This window comes from uncultured Metabacillus sp. (assembly GCF_947503125.1).
GTDB lineage: Bacteria > Bacillota > Bacilli > Bacillales > Bacillaceae > Metabacillus.
Map to the genome: position 1 here is coordinate 1 of NZ_CANNCR010000068.1, position 17,012 is coordinate 17,012.

Genomic DNA, 17,012 nt, shown 5'->3' on the forward strand with positions numbered 1-17,012 from the left:
TAAGGGTTGATATACTTATTTCTCTATCAGTCTGCTAGCCCTTAATTTTTTTGTCCAGCTAAGTGTAACCTATCCATCTCTTCGTAATTTTTCTTCTCGGAACTTTTCCCATTCAGGATAAGACTTCATGAATTGTTCTTTTGTTTGATAACGATAATAAGGGAGGTAATAAGTCCCTCCATGGTCGAGGGTTAAACTGGTCCAATCTTGGATAATTGCTTTAGCATTAGCAATCTCTTTTTCTTTTAATCCATGTTGGATCAAAATAACTAGACCAAACATATCTTCCTTGGCATAATTCAAACTTGTGTGGTTGTCTTTTGCTGCATAACGCACCGTAATATTATGTACTTTAAAATCTTCATTTTTGTCGTTTGATGAGAGCAATTGCTTTAAATCATTTATGTATTCTTCGTAAGAGTGGACTGGAATAAAAAACTCTTGCAAGACTTCGACTCGACCAGGTTTCGTAAATTCCATGAATGTGGATTCCGAGCGCATAGCGTTATTTCGTGTAATCGTATTGCCGTCGATTGAATCAATATATAGTTTTTGAGTTTCCCAGAAAAGTTCCTCTAAGAATCCACCTTGTCTACCTAGATCAAGCGCCAGCTTACTTAGACGAATACCCTGTTCTCCTTTGAGCGGCGTTTTATGATCCTGTTTTCCTGTGTAGTTGTAATTAATCACATACATTTCGTCTAAAAATGAACTTGGAGCAACACTAACCCTTGCATAGTGCATAGCTGTATTATTATGATCTAATAAATTTTTAAAGTAGGATTCATACTCAACTGTTTTTAATTCTTCTGTATGGATGGTGTATACGTCATTTTCCGTTAATTCCAATGTCACATCTAAAATCACACCAAATAATCCATATCCTCCAAAAACATACTGCATCCATTCCTCTGAGCTCTCTCGGGTTACTTTTTTAATTTCTCCTGTAGGGGTTAATAATGTCATTTCCTTTACCGTTCCTGCCATTGGGCCAAAGTGAATATCTCGACCGTGAGCGTTTACTGAAAGGGACCCTCCTATTGAAAAAATCGACTGTGATTGGGTCACCTTTAAGGCTAAACCATAAGGTGTTATGGCATTTTGAACATCTTCCCATGTTGCTCCACCTTCTACACGTATGGTTTTATCCTGCTCATTAATTTCTAACACATCATTGAATGATCGCATATCAAGAACAACACCATCTTTGTAATAAGTATGGCCTCCTTGTGAGTGCTGTAATCCAGCAACTGAAATTTGCTGACCTCCTTTTTCGTTTGTTTCTATTACAATCTTTTGTAATTTAGTGCGATTTTCCGCTTTAACTACTCGTTCAACACGTTCAGGAAGAAGGCCTGTATAGTCTGTTACTAAATTACTTTGAGAAAGTCCATATTTTCTTTTTTCAATCGGGATGCTCCATAAGACCACGACAACAAAAACTAGAACTAGACTCCCAAGAAACCATGGCTTTTTAGATAATTCCGTTATCGTTTGCATATTAACTCCTGTTTTTATAAGTTGTGTGTTGTTATTGTAAAATTTCCCTATAATGAACATAAATGTTCTACCTGTACAATTTTACCATTAATCAGGATTATTTTTCCGTTTCTTCAACTCCCTAAATCTATTAACTGCGTAAATAGCAAAAATAAGTCTACTAAAACAGCCTATTAATGTTCTATTGTTGCGCCAGTTATTGGAACAAGGTTTCAATTTGTAATCTCTCTTCCTCTAATGTAAATTCCTTTTCCCACTTATCTGTCCAAGGAACTAAAAACACCTTACCTTTCGGTGGTCCAAGCATTTTTTCATACCTTCCATCTTACTGTATTTTTCGAATAAGTCTGACAGGAGAAAAGCAAAACGTTCATACTCTTCATCATTGAGTTAAGTAGAATTATAGAAGTTCGTATGGACGACATCGATGCGCCGGAAACGCGAGGACGTGAGAAGGCGATGGGGAACTAATCCAAGGCGTGGTTAAAAGATCAGATCGAAGGGATGGACGTCTTACTAGATTTAAGGCAAGGACGTATACAAACGTTACCTCGCAGTAGTCAGTCATCACGGCGTTAATTCGAACGCTAAAATGGTCGAGTTAAAATTAGCCGAAATATATTCGCACGAGAACCACAACAACGGGAGGTTCGACGGATGACTAGAGAAGAAAAAGTTAAGTTGATAATCGATACAGTTTGGAATATCGAAGGGGTTAAAGTAGACCCAAAATTTTTTGAACATCATTCATACGAAGAATTAGATGAAGAAGTCGATTGGTACGATTACCTATTAGACAAATAGTCAGAACAGTCATCTTATTCCTGGTGGTGGTTTTTTATTCCATTTTTTATATCTTTTTACAAAAATGTAACAATTATTACAAAGTATAGTGTTATAATTAAAAAGATTTAAAAAATTTGAAAAAGGAGAAAAAACATGAAAAAAATATTCATCTTAGTTTCAATTGTAGCAATTACTATTGGTATTTTTATTAGTCCTTATTCAATTGATTTTGATCTTTCGAAATCAAAGGCGAACGCAATTTCAGAAGTAAAGGAATTGAAGTCAGAAAAGAAATTAATGTTCTATGGTTCAGATTTATCTGCTGAGAAGTTAAATGATATTAAGAAAAATGAAAAAGATGATTCGCTTGTTCAAGTAAAACAAAAGATTAAAGACAATGAAATTAAAGCTACTGCAAAAAAAGGTAGCAAAGAAGTTATTACAAGTGAAAATTTACAAGAATATACTGATGTTGCGTTTGATGTAAAATTAGTCCGAAAAGATTTAGAATTGCAAAAACACTTACATAATTTATTACAAAATGGGAAGAAAGTTTATTTGTATGGCGGTTTAACATTTGAAGAATATAAACAATTATTAAATATTGAAGAAATGACAGCCGAAGCATCTGATCCAACAAGTAAATCTAAAAAAATGATCATTGCAGAATTTGGTTCAGATAAAAAGGAAAAAGGTTCTAAAAAAGAGCATAAAAATTCTTCTATTGAAGAAGATGAAGAAATCCGAGAAGTGATCGGCTATACCTTAGATCCAAATGATGCTAATAAAGTGTTTGTATCTGATATTACGGTTAATACAAAATTAGGAAAAGCAACTCCATCTGAAGAGCATTTTCTTCACGAAGTTTTAGATGGTGTATATATAACTACTAAGAAAGAAAAAGAACAATCTGAATCAAAGGAAACGAAAGTCAGTGGGATTTTTTCAAAAAATAGTGCTTATGCAGGCAATATTACTAGAAAAAGTTCACCATATACCTACTCCTCATCAGCATATTCTGGGAGTATGTTAGTTGGTCGAGTATATACGGATTGGTATTTATTACAAAATACTGATGAAAGTGAATATGCATGGGACTACTTTGTCGTCAAAGATAGAAAGCAAACATATAGTTATAACGGAGCAAGAACAACTTATCTTTATGTAGATCATGATATTCCGTGCGATTGTGATGAAATAGAAGATTGGTCACCTTGGGATGACAGTGGCGGTGCTAGTTATGGCATTTCAATTGGTTGGCCATGGAATATTAGTGTTTCTTATGGTATGGCTTCAAATCCAAAAATTGATCAACAAGGAAGTACAGCCTATGATTACGGCAGATGGGTTGTAACTGATGCCGACATCGGAGACGGCGAAATTTTCTATCCTCATACGGGATGGAAATCATCAGGAACAATGGCGACTATGGATATCCGACATAAGGCAACTTTTTATGCTAACGAGTATGTCGGTGGTGGATTAAATCAACATATAGATGTATCGTATGATTACGCAACAAGAAATCAATAATTAAATTTAGGAGATAAAAAGGACTTTTATAGTCCTTTTTATTCTTGTCTGAATTAATTAAATATTAGATAATATTAAAAAATATTTTATTGAGGTGTAGATGTGAAAATTACAGAAGAAAATTATAGAATTATTAATACAATATGCCTGATTATTATCACAATAAGTGTTATTTTTATCGCATTCAGCATTGATAAAATAATTGATCTTTTAAATTAAATTTTCGAGACGGTTAGAACAAAACGAAAAAATTATTAAATTGCTAGAACAATTAGTAAATTAAAAAAACCCAAAGCAGTAGTAAATCGAAATAAAAACGGAGTAATTCAGTGGACGCCACCAACTCGGTGGGTGATGGGAACTTGTGCAGATCTTTAACACCACTGCCGGAGGTAGCGCCTTAGGTGGGCAAGCAGTATTTAAACGTCCACAAGAATAGTTAATGTGGTATACTTAATCTAGCAGTTACATAGTAGGGTGTGGTGGCACTTCCCGATAGAAGGGAGGTGCTTGATGATGACTACGTAAGAAGCATTAACAATCATGATAGAATTCGCTACATTAATCGTATATCAGCTTAACTTCTTTAAAAGCCTCCATCAACTCTATCACTCCATTTAAAAAGGCATTTACCATAAATTCTTTGTAAGGAAGAAAACACCTTCTTCCCTTCGTACATTTCTTCACAATTCCACACTAGTTTTATTTGGTCGTCTTATTCAATGACCCTTTAGTTGAAGAAGATCCCAAAAGGTTGAATGCATACCTTATACAAATTTAGTTAACATAATTGAGTATGATCGGCAATTAAAAAAAGCCATCGCATTTGTTTTTAACCCGATGGTTCCTAGAAAATAGCATAATAGTTTTTTTATGTTGCACTTGATTTCGGTCTATCTTTCTTCTTGAAACGATTACGAATCAAGGTAACAATTAGCATTAGCAACGGAATAATAATATAAAAAGGAGTAATTATGTAAATAATAGAATAATTACCTTCCTCTATGTGTTCTGAATAATTGGAGGACAAAACCATTGACCAAAAGATAAGAATACAACCAATTGGTAAAATAATCTGTTGATGATTTTTCAGCTTGAACAAATCTGCGATTCCAATTAGGGAACAATAAAAAAAGATGGATACCTTGAAAAATACCGTAATCAACATAGTAAAAACAACAATAGCATCGAGTCGTTGAATAAACTCGAAAAGATTTACTTTTCCGATGGTTGTTAACAAAGGAAAAGTTGATCTCTCTACTTCTTCAACACCAAGAACAGCAATATTTAAACTTATTGTATAACTTAAGACGAGCCCACTTGAAATTAAAGCAGATAACCATACTTTTTTCACTAATTCAGGACGATTTAAATTGGGAAGCAACATTAGAAAGACAACCATTTGACTAAAAGGAAAAAAGCTAGTCTCAAGAAGGGTTGTCGTTACGATTGGCTTCCATCCATTTTCCAGAAACGACTGCAAATTATGGATATCGACATTACCTGAAAGAAATACAAAAAAATTTCCTATGAAGCCCAAAAAGACCAGAATGCCAATGAAGTCTTCTGCTGTTCTCCCTAATACTTCAATACCTAGATAAAGGACATAACAAATGGTAAGAACAAATAAGATAATGATTGCTAGTAACGGTGTTTCTGTCATGGTCGATGAAAGCAGCAACTCCCCGAAACTACGAATCTGATGGGTAGCATCATACAAAAAGGCGATAATGTATAGCAGGCCAATGACCCACCCCAGGTATTTTCCAAATATTTTTCTGGCAAATCCGGTAAATGGTTGATTTGGATATTGACGAAATAAAAAGGAATAAATGAAAAAGAAGATAATTCCCGCGCACATACCTAAAAGAATGGCCAGCCAGGCGTCCTTTTTGGCATCTATTCCGTAAGGAATGACCAATGTAGTCCCCATATTAAATATAAACATGAAGACAAATAATTGTATGGCGCTAATTTTGGCTTTTTCCACTGTCAATCTATCCCCCTTTCCCCAATGAGTTAATCCACACGTCTTGTATATTTCATCTAGTTATTCATCCTCTCCTATTTTCCTATCCCCGATACCTTTTAAGAATTAAGGGAAAAGATATTTCATTTTGAATGAGGCATTACCAATATTAAAAAACCCTTTCTTGTTTACAAGAAAGGAGGTTCTAACACCTCTAATCTTAGAGGCTTGTTCGACTGTTGATTCCATGTAGGGTGGGGATGTTTGTACAGATAAGGCAAATTATAAATTATCTCTCTCATATAACATATTCTAAGGGAACTCAATGGTTTGGGCAGCTTGCATACAAATTCAATCCGTTTTCCTACCTGTTTTAAACTACGTTTGCCCAAAGAAAATCCGTCAAATAACCGTCCGCCATAAGGTAATAAAATATACAAAAGGGGAGCAGTCTGATTTCTACATAGGCAAAACAGCTCCCTTTTTAAAGTAAAACTACACATTTGCTTCATTTGAATTCGATTTTTGTCTTTCTTCTACCTGTCTCAAAACTCGCCAAATGGTGATGATCGAGTATGCCAGCATGAGCACGCCAGGTACAATCATAAAGAAAATACTTCCATTAGGGGACTGGGAAAAATTGATGAGATAGCCGGCATAGGGGATCGTGAATCCATGATATTCAGCAACAACATTTTCAGCTAAAACAGGGTTGGAATCAGGTGTATTGTTGTTGTCACCTTTTGTAGTGTATTGAACTCCGCTATTTGTCGATTGGACATCGATGACTCGGTGAGTGATGAGCATATTTTCATCTTCTTTGAACGTAATCACATCACCCTTTTGTAATTGAGTTCGCTCCTCTTCACCAAGTAATTTCACGGCGATGACGGATCCGGTTTGAATACCAGGCTCCATAGAACCGGATAAGACAGTTTTCAATTGGTAGCCGAAGATTTCGGGCATCCCGCCGGACATTTTAGATGAAATAACCACTCCGGCTACAGCTATAATACAAACCATGAGAACACCTGTAATCATCCGGTTAATCCATGTTACCAGCTTCTTCATTTTCAACCATTTCACCTTCCCCTTCAGTCTTTGCAGGATCGATATCTTCCTTACTTAGCTCTGGATTATTTTCCTTGGCTGATTCAGAAACTTGTTTTTGCTCCGATTCTTTTTCTATTACTTTGTTTAATTCTGCTGTTTGGTTTGAATCATCGTTCTGCTTGCGCTCAGTTAATTTCTCATCACTTGTTTGCTGCTGGTTACTCTCCCACGTACCAATCGTGATACTCCCATTCATTTGCTTCTCGTCACGATAATAGGCTGATGTAGGATTCGTTACAGATCCGGCAAATAGAATCAAGAGATACCAAATCAACGCCGTTAACAACCAGTTTTGTGACGTGGATGTTTGTTTACGGATGTGTTTCATATTAACCTCCGGCTTTCCTTTTTCATCTATCTTCGAATCGGTTTCCCATCTCTTTGAACAGCTTCAAATTCCCAAGTAAGCTTTACTTGATCACCTTGGAAATGATTTTGATCTTTGCCATTGTTGAGAAATGTGATGCGAATCATACATTTTTCTGCATCACTGCCGGCTGGAAATTCTTTTAGAACTTGCTGCGGGGAAGCCTTTAGCTCAGCTAATGTTTTTTGAAAGACGACCGATTGCTTGCCATTGTCCATTCTGACAAATTCAACGCGGATGTGTTTCCCTAAGTCATCCCCTTGATTTGGTTCACCGTTATCCACAACTTCATAGGATGAATGCAGCTTCACTTCCTTCATATCGACACTGCCGTCATTGGTCAGCTCGACATTCCCTGTCATCGTATCACCTGGTACAAGATCTTCAAGCTGAAAAAACGTTTCCTTATTGATTGCAAGATCTAACATGCCTGTCGTAAACGTGTTCGTTACCGGCTCCTTGTCATTAAAATACGCAACCGTTCCTTCCGTAATTAAACTCAAGCCCAGGGCAGCCATCGCGATACTAGTCAAAATTTTCCCTTTTACACTCATGTTAGTCCCTCCCTTTACGTCAAAATGCAGAAAAGGAGGAGAGATCTTCTCCTCACTCATCATAAGTTACCTTTGTTTTCTTATTTTGCTTCGAATGCCCAATTAAGCTTTAATTGATCACCTTGGAATTGATTCTGGTCCTCTCCGTTGTCAACAAATTCGAATTCAACATACATCGTATCTTGTGTACCAGCTGGTAATCCGCTTTGTTCATTATCAAAGCCGATCACCTTTTTCTCAACAGCATCCGGTGTCATTTGTTGCAACTCATATAGAGTTGTCGAATAAATGATGTCATTATAACCAGTTTCTTCAGACTTATCGCTGTTTTCCAGGAAATTTACGCGGATATGCTTACCAAAGTCATCCGTATTGTCGCCTTGTGCATCCATTACTTCATAGCTTGTCTTGATCAGAACCTCTGTAATATCAAGTGAGCCATTATTCACGATATCAAAGGCACGAATCTCCCAGCTGCCCGGTTTTAAATTATCGACATCAATAATCACTTCCGGATCAACGGAAAGGTCTAATGTTCCAGCTGCAAATGTATTATTCGCTTGTGCCGTATCACTAAAGTAAGCAAACGTCCCACCACTGATTAGTCCGACTCCTAAAACAGCTGTTGCCAAACCCATTCCTAATGTACTTTTAATACCCAACTTTGTTCCCTCCCGGTTTTTATTTTTTCTCCTTGCTTTGCTTATTCGGCGAAATTTGAAATTTATCGGCGAGATTCAACATTTATCGGCGAGTTCTGAAATATATCGGCGTAATTCGAAACTTATCGGCGGAATCTGAAATTTATCAGCGAGTTCCCAAATATATCAGCGTAATTCGAAATTTATCAGCGAGTTCCCAAATATATCAGCGGAATCCAAAATTTATCGGCGTTTTCTGAAATTTATCAGCGGAATCCGACATATAGGTAAGATCTTAAGAATTCAAAGAAGCCTCGTCCAATAACGGCCAAAACAATTAGAGAATCGGCATGCCATGACGTTCTAATGCAGCCGCTTCTAAGCGGGACATTCCTTGCTCTTCAGCAAATGCAAGAAGCTTGTCCGATACAGATGGTGCTAAGGATGCTGGTGGTGCAGCTAGTCCCATTGCCCGTTGACGTGCCGTATTTCTGCGAGCGAAAGGTCCCCAGATCGCAAAGGTAATTCCAGGTGTTTGCATATTTACGAAGAACGTTTTTCCATCTGGTGAGAATGTAGGGCCTGCGAACTCAGAGCCGTTCATCATATTTTCGGCAAATGTATAAATTTTGCCTTCCGGTGTTAAGCCGACGATGCGGTCATTTCCGCCGCCATCTTCTGCAATCCAAAGGTCTCCCCATGGAGTGATTGTGATATTGTCAGGCATTTCCAATTCATTTTGTTCAGTAGATTCATAGAAAAGCTCAAGTGTATTTGTCGCAGGGAAATAGCGATACACACGACCAAGTTCTTTAGAGCCGGCACTTGTGTCATCAAACCAGAATGTTCCCGCAGAGAAATAAGCTCCTTCTAAGCGGCTAAATTGAATACAACCTAAATCCTTGGCATCCTGCTGAGCACGCTCAGGATTTAACTTTTTCCAAACGATGCCAAACTTTTGTCCGCTGTTTAATTGACTTGGAGATGAAGTGGAAATTTCATCAATCGCTGCCGCTTCAAGAATTCCGCCTTTTTGAAGCGAACCTAGCGTTTGGCTGCGATCATGCGGTGTAAAACGGTATAAGAAGCTTGGATCGCTATCTTCCGTTAAATACCAAATACCAGTTGATGGATCAACCGCACATGCTTCATGAGAAAAATACCCCATATCACGAATCGGTGTTTTCGACATTTCGTTCTCAGGATCAAGCGGATTTACTTCAAACACAAAACCATGACCAAGTTCACGCGTTTCTTCACATGTTAACCAAGTACCCCAAGTGGAAGCTCCGCCAGCACAGTTACGGATTGTTCCTGAGTTGGTCACATATTCGTCAATCACTTCACGGTCAGGTGAAACAATAAGAGCTGTCGTCCCGCCGGCTGCTCCCTTGCTCCAAGGATTTTTCCCGTTTACAGGATAATCAGCATTTGTTCCGTTCTCATGGTTACGGACAAGGATCGTCGTATTTTTCTCACCCTTATATGCCGCCATTCCATCAAGCATCGCAGGTACTAAGTCACCGTTAGGCATCGGATCGCCAGTTTTAGAAATAATCTTATACCGAAAGCCTCTAGGAAGATCAAGAATCCCATTTGGATCCTTTACAAGCGGACCATAGCCGCCAAACCCGCCGCTTGAACTTCTAGTCGCTGCCTCAGCTTCTGTTGCACCGTTTAATGACAATAACCCAGTTGTTCCAAGTGTTAAGGCAACCGTACTCATACCGCCGACCTTCAAGAAATCACGTCTGTTCAAGCCTTTACTGCTACCATTCACTACCTATTCCTCCCTATGATTTTAGTATTGAAGTCATATTCTATGAAATTCGCTCTACTAAAACGTTACCAAATGGGTTTGAAAACTATGTAAATTAAATGTAATTTTATGGTTTGCAAAGAAAAATAATCCAAACGAATGAGAATATAGGGAAAATTTGGAATAAACATGCGAAGTTAGTCAGTCATTAGTAATGAAATTGAGCATATAGGAATGTAAAAGAGGGATGATAACACTAGGATTTTGGTAACGGAAGAATATAATTGTAATTTTTTTACATTAAATTAATGTTAAGAATATTAAGAGAATGATTTACAAAGTAAGGGCTTTATAACTAGAGTTCCTACTATACATATGGAAAATAACTAATATTGATTTTTAGTTAACATAGACGGTTTTTTATCGATAAACAAAAAGCCATTGGATTTATTTCAACCCGATGACTTTAACAAATAGCATCGTCATTATTATGTTTCATTATTTCGATTTTTCTTCTTGAAACCATTACGAATCATAGCAACAAGCAACATGAACAATGGAATGATTACAAATAAAGGAATATAAAGGGGATACATGATAATTTCCAACCCTTCTTCAACATGTTCCGAAAAGTCTGAAGCATTTGTCATTGATAAAAAGATGAGAATAAGACCAATTGGAAAAATAATTTGTTGATGATTTTTTAATTTAAATAAATCAACGATTCCAATCACTGTACTATATAAAAAGATGGATGTCTTGAAAAACATCGTAATTAAAAAGCTAAAGACAACGAGAGCATCAAGCCGTTGGATAAACTCGAAAAGGTTCACCTTTCCAATGGTTGATAACAAAGGAAATGTCGCTCTCTCCGTTGCTTCAACACCTAGAACGGCGATATCTAAACTTGTTGTATAACTTAAGATAAGACCGCTTGAAATGACGGAAGATAGCCATACTTTTTTCACTAATTCATGTCGATTTAGATAAGGAAGCAGCATAGTAAAAGCTACTATTTCTCCGAAAGGGAAAAAAGTAGTAATTGGAACGGTCATTAAGATAGGTTTCCATCCATTTTCCAGAAACGGCTTCAAATTATTAAGATCTACATTACCTGATAAATAGACGAAAAAATTTCCTACTATCCCAAATAAGATCAATATAACAATAAATACTTCCGCTGTTCTGCCCAATACTTCAATCCCTAGATAAAGTACATAACAAATGGCAAGAACAAACAAGATATTCAACGCCAATAACGGTGTTTCTGACATTGTCGATGAAAGCAGCAAATCACCGAAGTCCCGCACATTCCGAGAAGCACCGTACAAGAAGAAAACGACATATAGCAAACCAACTATCCATCCAACGTATTTACCTAATATTTTTCTAGCATATCCGGTTAATGGCAAGTTTGGATATTGCCGAAATAAAAAGTAGTAAATAAAAGATAAGATGATTCCCCCGCACATTGCTAGAAGTATAGCAAGCCAGGCATCTTTTTTAGCATTTATTCCATAACTGACGACCAGTGCGCTTCCCATTTCAAATAAAAACAACAAGGAAAATAGTTGAATAACACTAATTTTTGCTTTCTCCACTGTCTAGAAACTCCCTTTATGATTTAATCCACACGCTCATATATCTCATCTAGTTATTCATTCTATCCTGATTTCTATTCTTGATACTTTTAAGGGATGAAGAATGCATCCTCTACACAAATCTAGTTTGCATCATGTCAGTTTTAAGGATTTCCAACCCCAGTATTTATCAAGGGTTTTTTCTATTATGCATGATTTTAGTACATAGTTGATATATCAACGATCCTGATTTGCTGCATAAATTAGAGTTTTATGCAAATTCTTATTCAATTTAGTGGCCATTTCATGAAAAAATGCACAGTTCCTTACACTGGAAATGCGCACTTTTGTAGAAGATTCATCATCATAGCTTCTATTGGCTGGGTTAATTGAAACCAAGATTTTCATCATTCATCTATAAAAACAGATTTCCCCCTTAAAGATATCCCATCTTTATCAGTTATTTCTTCATTAAACCCTAATCCATTCATATTTTCTGGGATGTTTATTCCCCATTCACTTACAAAATTTCTTTCTCGATTTTACATATCCATTTATAATAATTTAAGACAAACATTAATAAAAAGGGGTCTACAAATGCAGAATACCATAAGTTCCACCAACCATAGTTAAAATAACCCCATGGTTCTGGCATCAAAGTAATGATCTCATAAATAAGCATGAATATTACCCAATAAACATAATACATAAAACGTTTAAACAATGTAGATCCAAAAGGATAGTAATTCAAAAATATCATATTCACAGGAGGAATAAGCACTGTAAGAGCAGGAAGAGAAGACCAAACAACCTCTTTTGTAAAATACCAATAGCCATGATATTTTACATCAATAAATAGATCAGCAAGTCCTTGCAAGGAAATTGTAAACGCCCAAATATGTACGATTTGATTTTTAGTCAGGCGTTTATTAGTTCTAAAGGCAATAAAATTAAAAAGAATAACAGCAATAATAAGTCCAATCATTTGAAAATATTCCTTTTTTTACTATATTACCCTTGTTTTATGTTTGATTATCCTTACCAGATATAAGGAATTAAAAAATTGCATATCAGAAGGTACCTAACTTTTTTGTTACATAAAGCTTAATCGAATCAACGCTTTCCCCTTCCCTATAATTAAGTATCTAATTTTGCCAACTCATCTCTGTCTATTGCTCTTGGGGGTTCTTCCATCCATCCATTTTTAATCATGATATTTGCGCCATCTTCTGCATATTTTAGTATTTCAGATATTAATCTGCTATACTGCGTACCTAAATCTCTCCTAGGGCTACCTGCTATACTTGCCCCATAATATCCAACACTGAGGGCAATTAAGGCTGTTGTATAAAACATCATTAGCTTATCAGAAAAGGTATAGGTTGTGGAATCTGTTACTTCTGTGTCCCAGCCCATTGGTACAGGAAGATCATCTTCTTTAAGGATTGAACCCAAAACTTCACAATGCTTTGATGCTATTTCTTTACCTCTTATAAGAAATTGTCTTACTTCTTTTGACTTTGCAATCTGACTATAGCCTATTAAAGTGGCGATTCCTAAAGCATTCCTTTGAAAATTAGCATATAAGTTTGAAATTTCGGTACCTATTAATGGTCTTCTTTCCCCAAAGTAGCCAGTAAGGAAACTTTGGCTTTTTACAAAGTCAATATGATCAGGTGTTGGCAAATATGGTGACCTTATATAAAGTCCTTTTGATAATAAAAGTTCTTTTGCTTTCCTAAGAAATGTAGTTAATTGTGAAAGACATTCATTAAAGAAACTATAAACATCTGCCCTTACAGACAAAGATAAACTAATGCTGTATGCTTGCAAGGCAATTTGTGCTGCATCATGAAGGTAATGTAAAACATAAGTGTCAGAATATAATCTAGGAGCAGACACATCTACATCTTCATTTAATTTAAACCCATATGGGATCGGATAGTTTTCTCTGTTAAAAATTTCAGTTAAAGTTTTTAAATTTCCTTGAGATAAATCTAAGGCTTGTTGGATGATTGGTCGAATTTCTTCATCTTCCACTTTAGCTAAGAAAAATTGAAACTGACATATCAGTCCACTATCATTCATATAAGTTGTCCAAAGTGATGTAATTTCTGTTGATGTTAGCTTTACCTGTTTTCCCTGTTCCTTCATAAAAAGTACCCCTCCAATTAAAAAGGATTTTATACTTTTATCATTCCAATAATTACTTGTAGTATGTATCTTTGCAATAACCATATATTACGACTAGTCAGGGTAACAATCTCCCAGACTTTTTTGCTCACATTGTACATAATTTCAAAAGACTTAAACATAATAAATAGCGTTGAAGGTTAGCCTTTAGAAATATGGTGAATGGTGCAGGAGGTTTTTAATAATGACACAAAATAATCAGAATCAACAACAATTTCAGCAAGCGATCAATGCTGCTCAACAAGCACAACAAGCTATTCAATCAGCTCAAGCAAGTGCAAATCCACAACAACTGCAGCAGGCACAACAACAGCTTCAACAAGCACAGCAACAACTACAACAAGTACAAAACCAAACAGGGGCTCAAGCTTCTGCACAACAACAGCAACAATTACAACAAGCACAACAGCAGATTCAACAGGCACAACAACAAGTTCAGCAAGCCCAAGCTACATCTCAAGTACAACAAAATTCAGGTCAACAACAAAATCAACAAAACCGTTACCAATAATATTTATCCCCTTCAAAGGGGATTTTGTTGGACTATAGCCAAGTGGTAAGGCAACAGACTTTGACTCCGTGATCGTTGGTTCGAATCCAGCTAGTCCAGCCAAACTTTCACCTAATAATATTTCTTACATATAATGAATTTAAGACAATATTCCCAATTTCATAAGAAAAGTGCAAGGCGACAAGCATAAGGCGAACAGGAAAAAGAAGGTGTTCTTTACCTTCAATTCCTGTTTGACTAGACCCAAGAGGCAGTCAAAAACGCGACATCCTGTCGCATTGACTGCACTTGCACGTCCTGTGCTTCGCCGATGGCTCCTGGAGCTAGACACCAAAACTAAGTGCAAATTTTTCTTAACGTATAAAACCCCTTTTGACATAATCCATAGGGGTAAAACAGTGTAACTTTTATAAAAGTGTTATTAAAAGATAGGACCCTTTTTTATGACTTTTGCAATTTCACGGAAAAATATTAATCATAATCGTCCATCGATCCGTAACCATACCCCATCCAGAAAGGGGAAGCATATAACAACCGGAAAATGGAGCTCCCACTTTATCGCCCCTTTGTAAGAATATTTTTCTTAAGTGTTTCTCTTTAGTTTTCCATTGTTGCCGATTCTTGAATAACTAATTAACACCTAGGTACAAACTGTCAGTGTTCAGGAATAAATGCTCCAATCTCATTCGGCAAAATCGAAGTTTCCCATGGATGCCAAAAGTAAGTGGTTCCGTCGAACTGTATATCATACTTGTATGCAATAGGGTCGTCTGTATATAAAATAATTTCATAATAAGTAGGGTCGCCTTTTGATGTATCGGGTTGAAAATTGGAATTTCCTTTACCGTTGTTTAAGATTTTCAGTAAAGTATTCACTTCATCTATGTCTTTAAACTCTGTAATCTTTTTTATAGGTGTATAGGCTTGATGAATCTCAATCACATTTACTTTTTCAATGGGTACATTCTTAAAATGCCATCGATATTCATTTTCATCTATTGCATAATAAACTCGATAACCGTGTATAGCACTTTTATCCTTTAATGCTAGTAAATCAGGGTTTCCTTTTATTTTATAAATTTCTGTTCCTTTTTCGTGGAATGCAGCATCTCCATCTTTTGTTTTGTAGCCCGGATTAGTGACATTATCTGCTACTTTAAACTTTACTTCTCCTAGTTTTTCACCAATAAATTTCTCGTCAGCTAAAACTCCCGAATGTATACCATTGTACTCTATTCCATCCCATTTAATGAAATCAACCCAGTCTATGATTGTTTGACCACCAAACGGTGTAGATCGACAACCTACTAACAGTAAAAATAAAAATATTAGCACATTTAATCTTCTCATCAGACCCTCCCTGACTCAATATCTCTATTAATATCTCAAATAGACTTTTTGTTTTACATATTATTCAATTTTTTTAATGAAATACCTTCTTCAACTGCCTTAGTTAAAGTTATTATAAAATCACCATCAATTCCTTACTAAAAAACTTGCTGACCTTTAGAAAAAAAACGCCTTCATATTCAAGAATGGCGCCTTTTAGTGGAAGATAATCTATCCTATTTTTGCTATTAGTTGTATAAGAATTGTCATTTAATATGCCGATGGAATTACAACTGCATTACACGCCTTTTCATAAAACTCTATTGGTCCGGCTTCACCAATAATGGCATACTCATAACCAATATCTTTCATATCTTTTAAACAATGATGTAGTAATGAATAACCAATCCCGTTAATCCTATTGGACATTGATACTCCCATAGGGCCAAAATAACATTTTTTATTTTTATATACATCAAAAGCAGCAAAACCAACTATTTCTCCTTCAGTATCTGTAGCTATATATATCGAAGGTTCACTTAATAAAAAACCATCTTTTATAGTTTGTGACCATTCATATGAAAAATTATGTTCTACAAACTTAACAAGTCTATTTAAATCGTTATTCTTCACTTTACAAACAAGCTGCGAATTTATATTTGGGAAGGTATAATTGCCAAGATGTGTAATCATATCCCGCGAGGTAGTACCAAGAGATAAAATTATCTGCTTGTTTTCATTGGTTAAAAAACGATCAATCACATTAGTTTTTATTAATGCCTTAAGAATATGACCTTCATTTAGATAGACTTGATTGTATTTTTCCATATAACTATTGGCTACGTCAAAAACCTTTATAACATCTTCAGTTACGGTAACATTAAAAAGGGAACTGCTAGTCAATTTTTGATCTATTAAATGATCCATTTCCTCAATCTGAATCCTTAAAGAAGATACGTCTAACGTGCTTTTCAAAGATATTTCCCCAAGTACACCTGTTTTTTCCTTTAAACAGGCTAAAAGTAAATGTACCGGCTTTAACACTTTACTTTTAGAAACTTCAGCCTCGTTTTCTGCATTTCTTATTATTCTTAACATTCTCACTAGCTTTGCATAAAAATCTTAGCATTTAGTCAACCATCTCATAAAATGGGAAATAATCCAAAATAATTACATT

15 protein-coding genes and 1 tRNA gene are annotated in these 17,012 nt (G+C 35.8%); 4 read left to right on the plus strand and 12 right to left on the minus strand.

What is annotated here, in order from left to right; translation table 11 throughout:
- Positions 1-69: 69 nt before the first annotated feature.
- Positions 70-1,500: an FAD-binding oxidoreductase gene (locus Q1B07_RS23285; protein WP_299833861.1), complete on the minus strand. Its 1,431-nt coding sequence runs from the start codon at positions 1,498-1,500 to the stop codon at positions 70-72.
- A gap of 657 nt (positions 1,501-2,157) precedes the next feature.
- Between Q1B07_RS23285 and Q1B07_RS23290 the strand changes: the two genes are divergently transcribed.
- Positions 2,158-2,304 (plus strand): hypothetical protein, encoded by a 147-nt coding sequence (locus Q1B07_RS23290; RefSeq protein ID WP_299094233.1) that lies wholly within the window; start codon positions 2,158-2,160, stop codon positions 2,302-2,304.
- Positions 2,305-2,439: 135 nt separating this feature from the next.
- Positions 2,440-3,819, plus strand: coding sequence for a hypothetical protein (locus Q1B07_RS23295; RefSeq protein ID WP_299094231.1), 1,380 nt, complete (start codon positions 2,440-2,442; stop codon positions 3,817-3,819).
- An 871-nt stretch (positions 3,820-4,690) separates the two neighbouring features.
- Here the strand turns inward: Q1B07_RS23295 and Q1B07_RS23300 are convergent.
- The 9 genes from Q1B07_RS23300 to Q1B07_RS23340 all read right to left on the minus strand — a co-directional run bounded on the left by Q1B07_RS23300 (position 4,691) and on the right by Q1B07_RS23340 (position 13,956).
- Positions 4,691-5,809 (minus strand): GerAB/ArcD/ProY family transporter, encoded by a 1,119-nt coding sequence (locus Q1B07_RS23300; RefSeq protein WP_299094242.1) that lies wholly within the window; start codon positions 5,807-5,809, stop codon positions 4,691-4,693.
- Between the two features lie 474 nt (positions 5,810-6,283).
- Positions 6,284-6,859: a signal peptidase I SipW gene (gene sipW, locus Q1B07_RS23305; RefSeq protein WP_299094230.1), complete on the minus strand. Its 576-nt coding sequence runs from the start codon at positions 6,857-6,859 to the stop codon at positions 6,284-6,286.
- A complete protein-coding gene (locus tag Q1B07_RS23310; RefSeq protein WP_299094229.1) occupies positions 6,834-7,229 on the minus strand; it encodes a hypothetical protein in 396 nt (131 codons plus the stop codon). The genes sipW and Q1B07_RS23310 overlap by 26 nt, the downstream gene beginning before the upstream one ends.
- Before the next feature lie 26 nt (positions 7,230-7,255).
- Positions 7,256-7,822, minus strand: a complete 567-nt coding sequence (locus tag Q1B07_RS23315) for a TasA family protein (protein WP_299094228.1) — start codon at positions 7,820-7,822, stop codon at positions 7,256-7,258.
- 80 nt (positions 7,823-7,902) lie between these two features.
- Positions 7,903-8,484: a TasA family protein gene (locus Q1B07_RS23320; protein WP_299094227.1), complete on the minus strand. Its 582-nt coding sequence runs from the start codon at positions 8,482-8,484 to the stop codon at positions 7,903-7,905.
- Between the two features lie 316 nt (positions 8,485-8,800).
- The gene (locus Q1B07_RS23325) at positions 8,801-10,243 is read right to left on the minus strand and encodes an alkaline phosphatase PhoX (RefSeq protein ID WP_299094226.1); all 1,443 of its coding nucleotides are present in this window, start codon (positions 10,241-10,243) and stop codon (positions 8,801-8,803) included.
- A 467-nt stretch (positions 10,244-10,710) separates the two neighbouring features.
- Complete coding sequence (locus Q1B07_RS23330) at positions 10,711-11,823, minus strand: GerAB/ArcD/ProY family transporter (protein ID WP_299094225.1); 1,113 nt, start codon at positions 11,821-11,823, stop codon at positions 10,711-10,713.
- Between the two features lie 499 nt (positions 11,824-12,322).
- On the minus strand, positions 12,323-12,787 hold the full coding sequence (locus Q1B07_RS23335; protein ID WP_299094223.1) for a hypothetical protein: 465 nt from the start codon (positions 12,785-12,787) through the stop codon (positions 12,323-12,325).
- A gap of 152 nt (positions 12,788-12,939) precedes the next feature.
- Entirely contained in the window at positions 12,940-13,956 is a 1,017-nt protein-coding gene (locus tag Q1B07_RS23340) for a DUF3231 family protein (RefSeq protein ID WP_299094222.1), read from the minus strand.
- Positions 13,957-14,179: 223 nt separating this feature from the next.
- Here Q1B07_RS23340 and Q1B07_RS23345 point away from each other — a divergent pair, with 223 nt between their 5' ends.
- Complete coding sequence (locus Q1B07_RS23345; RefSeq protein ID WP_299094221.1) at positions 14,180-14,506, plus strand: hypothetical protein; 327 nt, start codon at positions 14,180-14,182, stop codon at positions 14,504-14,506.
- A gap of 28 nt (positions 14,507-14,534) precedes the next feature.
- A tRNA-Gln gene (locus Q1B07_RS23350) sits at positions 14,535-14,608 on the plus strand.
- Between the two features lie 552 nt (positions 14,609-15,160).
- On the opposite strand, the gene Q1B07_RS23355 is transcribed toward Q1B07_RS23350, so the two are convergent.
- Both Q1B07_RS23355 and Q1B07_RS23360 read right to left on the minus strand, forming a co-directional pair.
- Positions 15,161-15,856, minus strand: a complete 696-nt coding sequence (locus Q1B07_RS23355) for a hypothetical protein (protein WP_299094220.1) — start codon at positions 15,854-15,856, stop codon at positions 15,161-15,163.
- A gap of 249 nt (positions 15,857-16,105) precedes the next feature.
- Positions 16,106-16,933 carry a GNAT family N-acetyltransferase gene (locus Q1B07_RS23360; RefSeq protein ID WP_299094219.1) on the minus strand — a complete coding sequence of 276 codons (828 nt, stop codon included), beginning with the start codon at positions 16,931-16,933 and terminating at the stop codon, positions 16,106-16,108.
- Between the last annotated feature and the right edge of the window lie 79 nt (positions 16,934-17,012).

What these genes read in the sequence shown, in the direction of transcription:
- Q1B07_RS23335 (WP_299094223.1), bottom strand. Translation starts at nt 12,787, where the DNA reads ATGATTGGACTTATTATTGCTGTTATTCTTTTTAATTTTATTGCCTTT.
- Q1B07_RS23315 (WP_299094228.1), bottom strand. Translation starts at nt 7,822, where the DNA reads ATGAGTGTAAAAGGGAAAATTTTGACTAGTATCGCGATGGCTGCCCTG.
- Q1B07_RS23290 (WP_299094233.1), top strand. Translation starts at nt 2,158, where the DNA reads ATGACTAGAGAAGAAAAAGTTAAGTTGATAATCGATACAGTTTGGAAT.
- Q1B07_RS23360 (WP_299094219.1), bottom strand. Translation starts at nt 16,933, where the DNA reads ATGTTAAGAATAATAAGAAATGCAGAAAACGAGGCTGAAGTTTCTAAA.
- Q1B07_RS23295 (WP_299094231.1), top strand. Translation starts at nt 2,440, where the DNA reads ATGAAAAAAATATTCATCTTAGTTTCAATTGTAGCAATTACTATTGGT.
- Q1B07_RS23345 (WP_299094221.1), top strand. Translation starts at nt 14,180, where the DNA reads ATGACACAAAATAATCAGAATCAACAACAATTTCAGCAAGCGATCAAT.
- sipW (WP_299094230.1), bottom strand. Translation starts at nt 6,859, where the DNA reads ATGAAGAAGCTGGTAACATGGATTAACCGGATGATTACAGGTGTTCTC.
- Q1B07_RS23355 (WP_299094220.1), bottom strand. Translation starts at nt 15,856, where the DNA reads ATGAGAAGATTAAATGTGCTAATATTTTTATTTTTACTGTTAGTAGGT.
- Q1B07_RS23285 (WP_299833861.1), bottom strand. Translation starts at nt 1,500, where the DNA reads ATGCAAACGATAACGGAATTATCTAAAAAGCCATGGTTTCTTGGGAGT.
- Q1B07_RS23310 (WP_299094229.1), bottom strand. Translation starts at nt 7,229, where the DNA reads ATGAAACACATCCGTAAACAAACATCCACGTCACAAAACTGGTTGTTA.
- Q1B07_RS23340 (WP_299094222.1), bottom strand. Translation starts at nt 13,956, where the DNA reads ATGAAGGAACAGGGAAAACAGGTAAAGCTAACATCAACAGAAATTACA.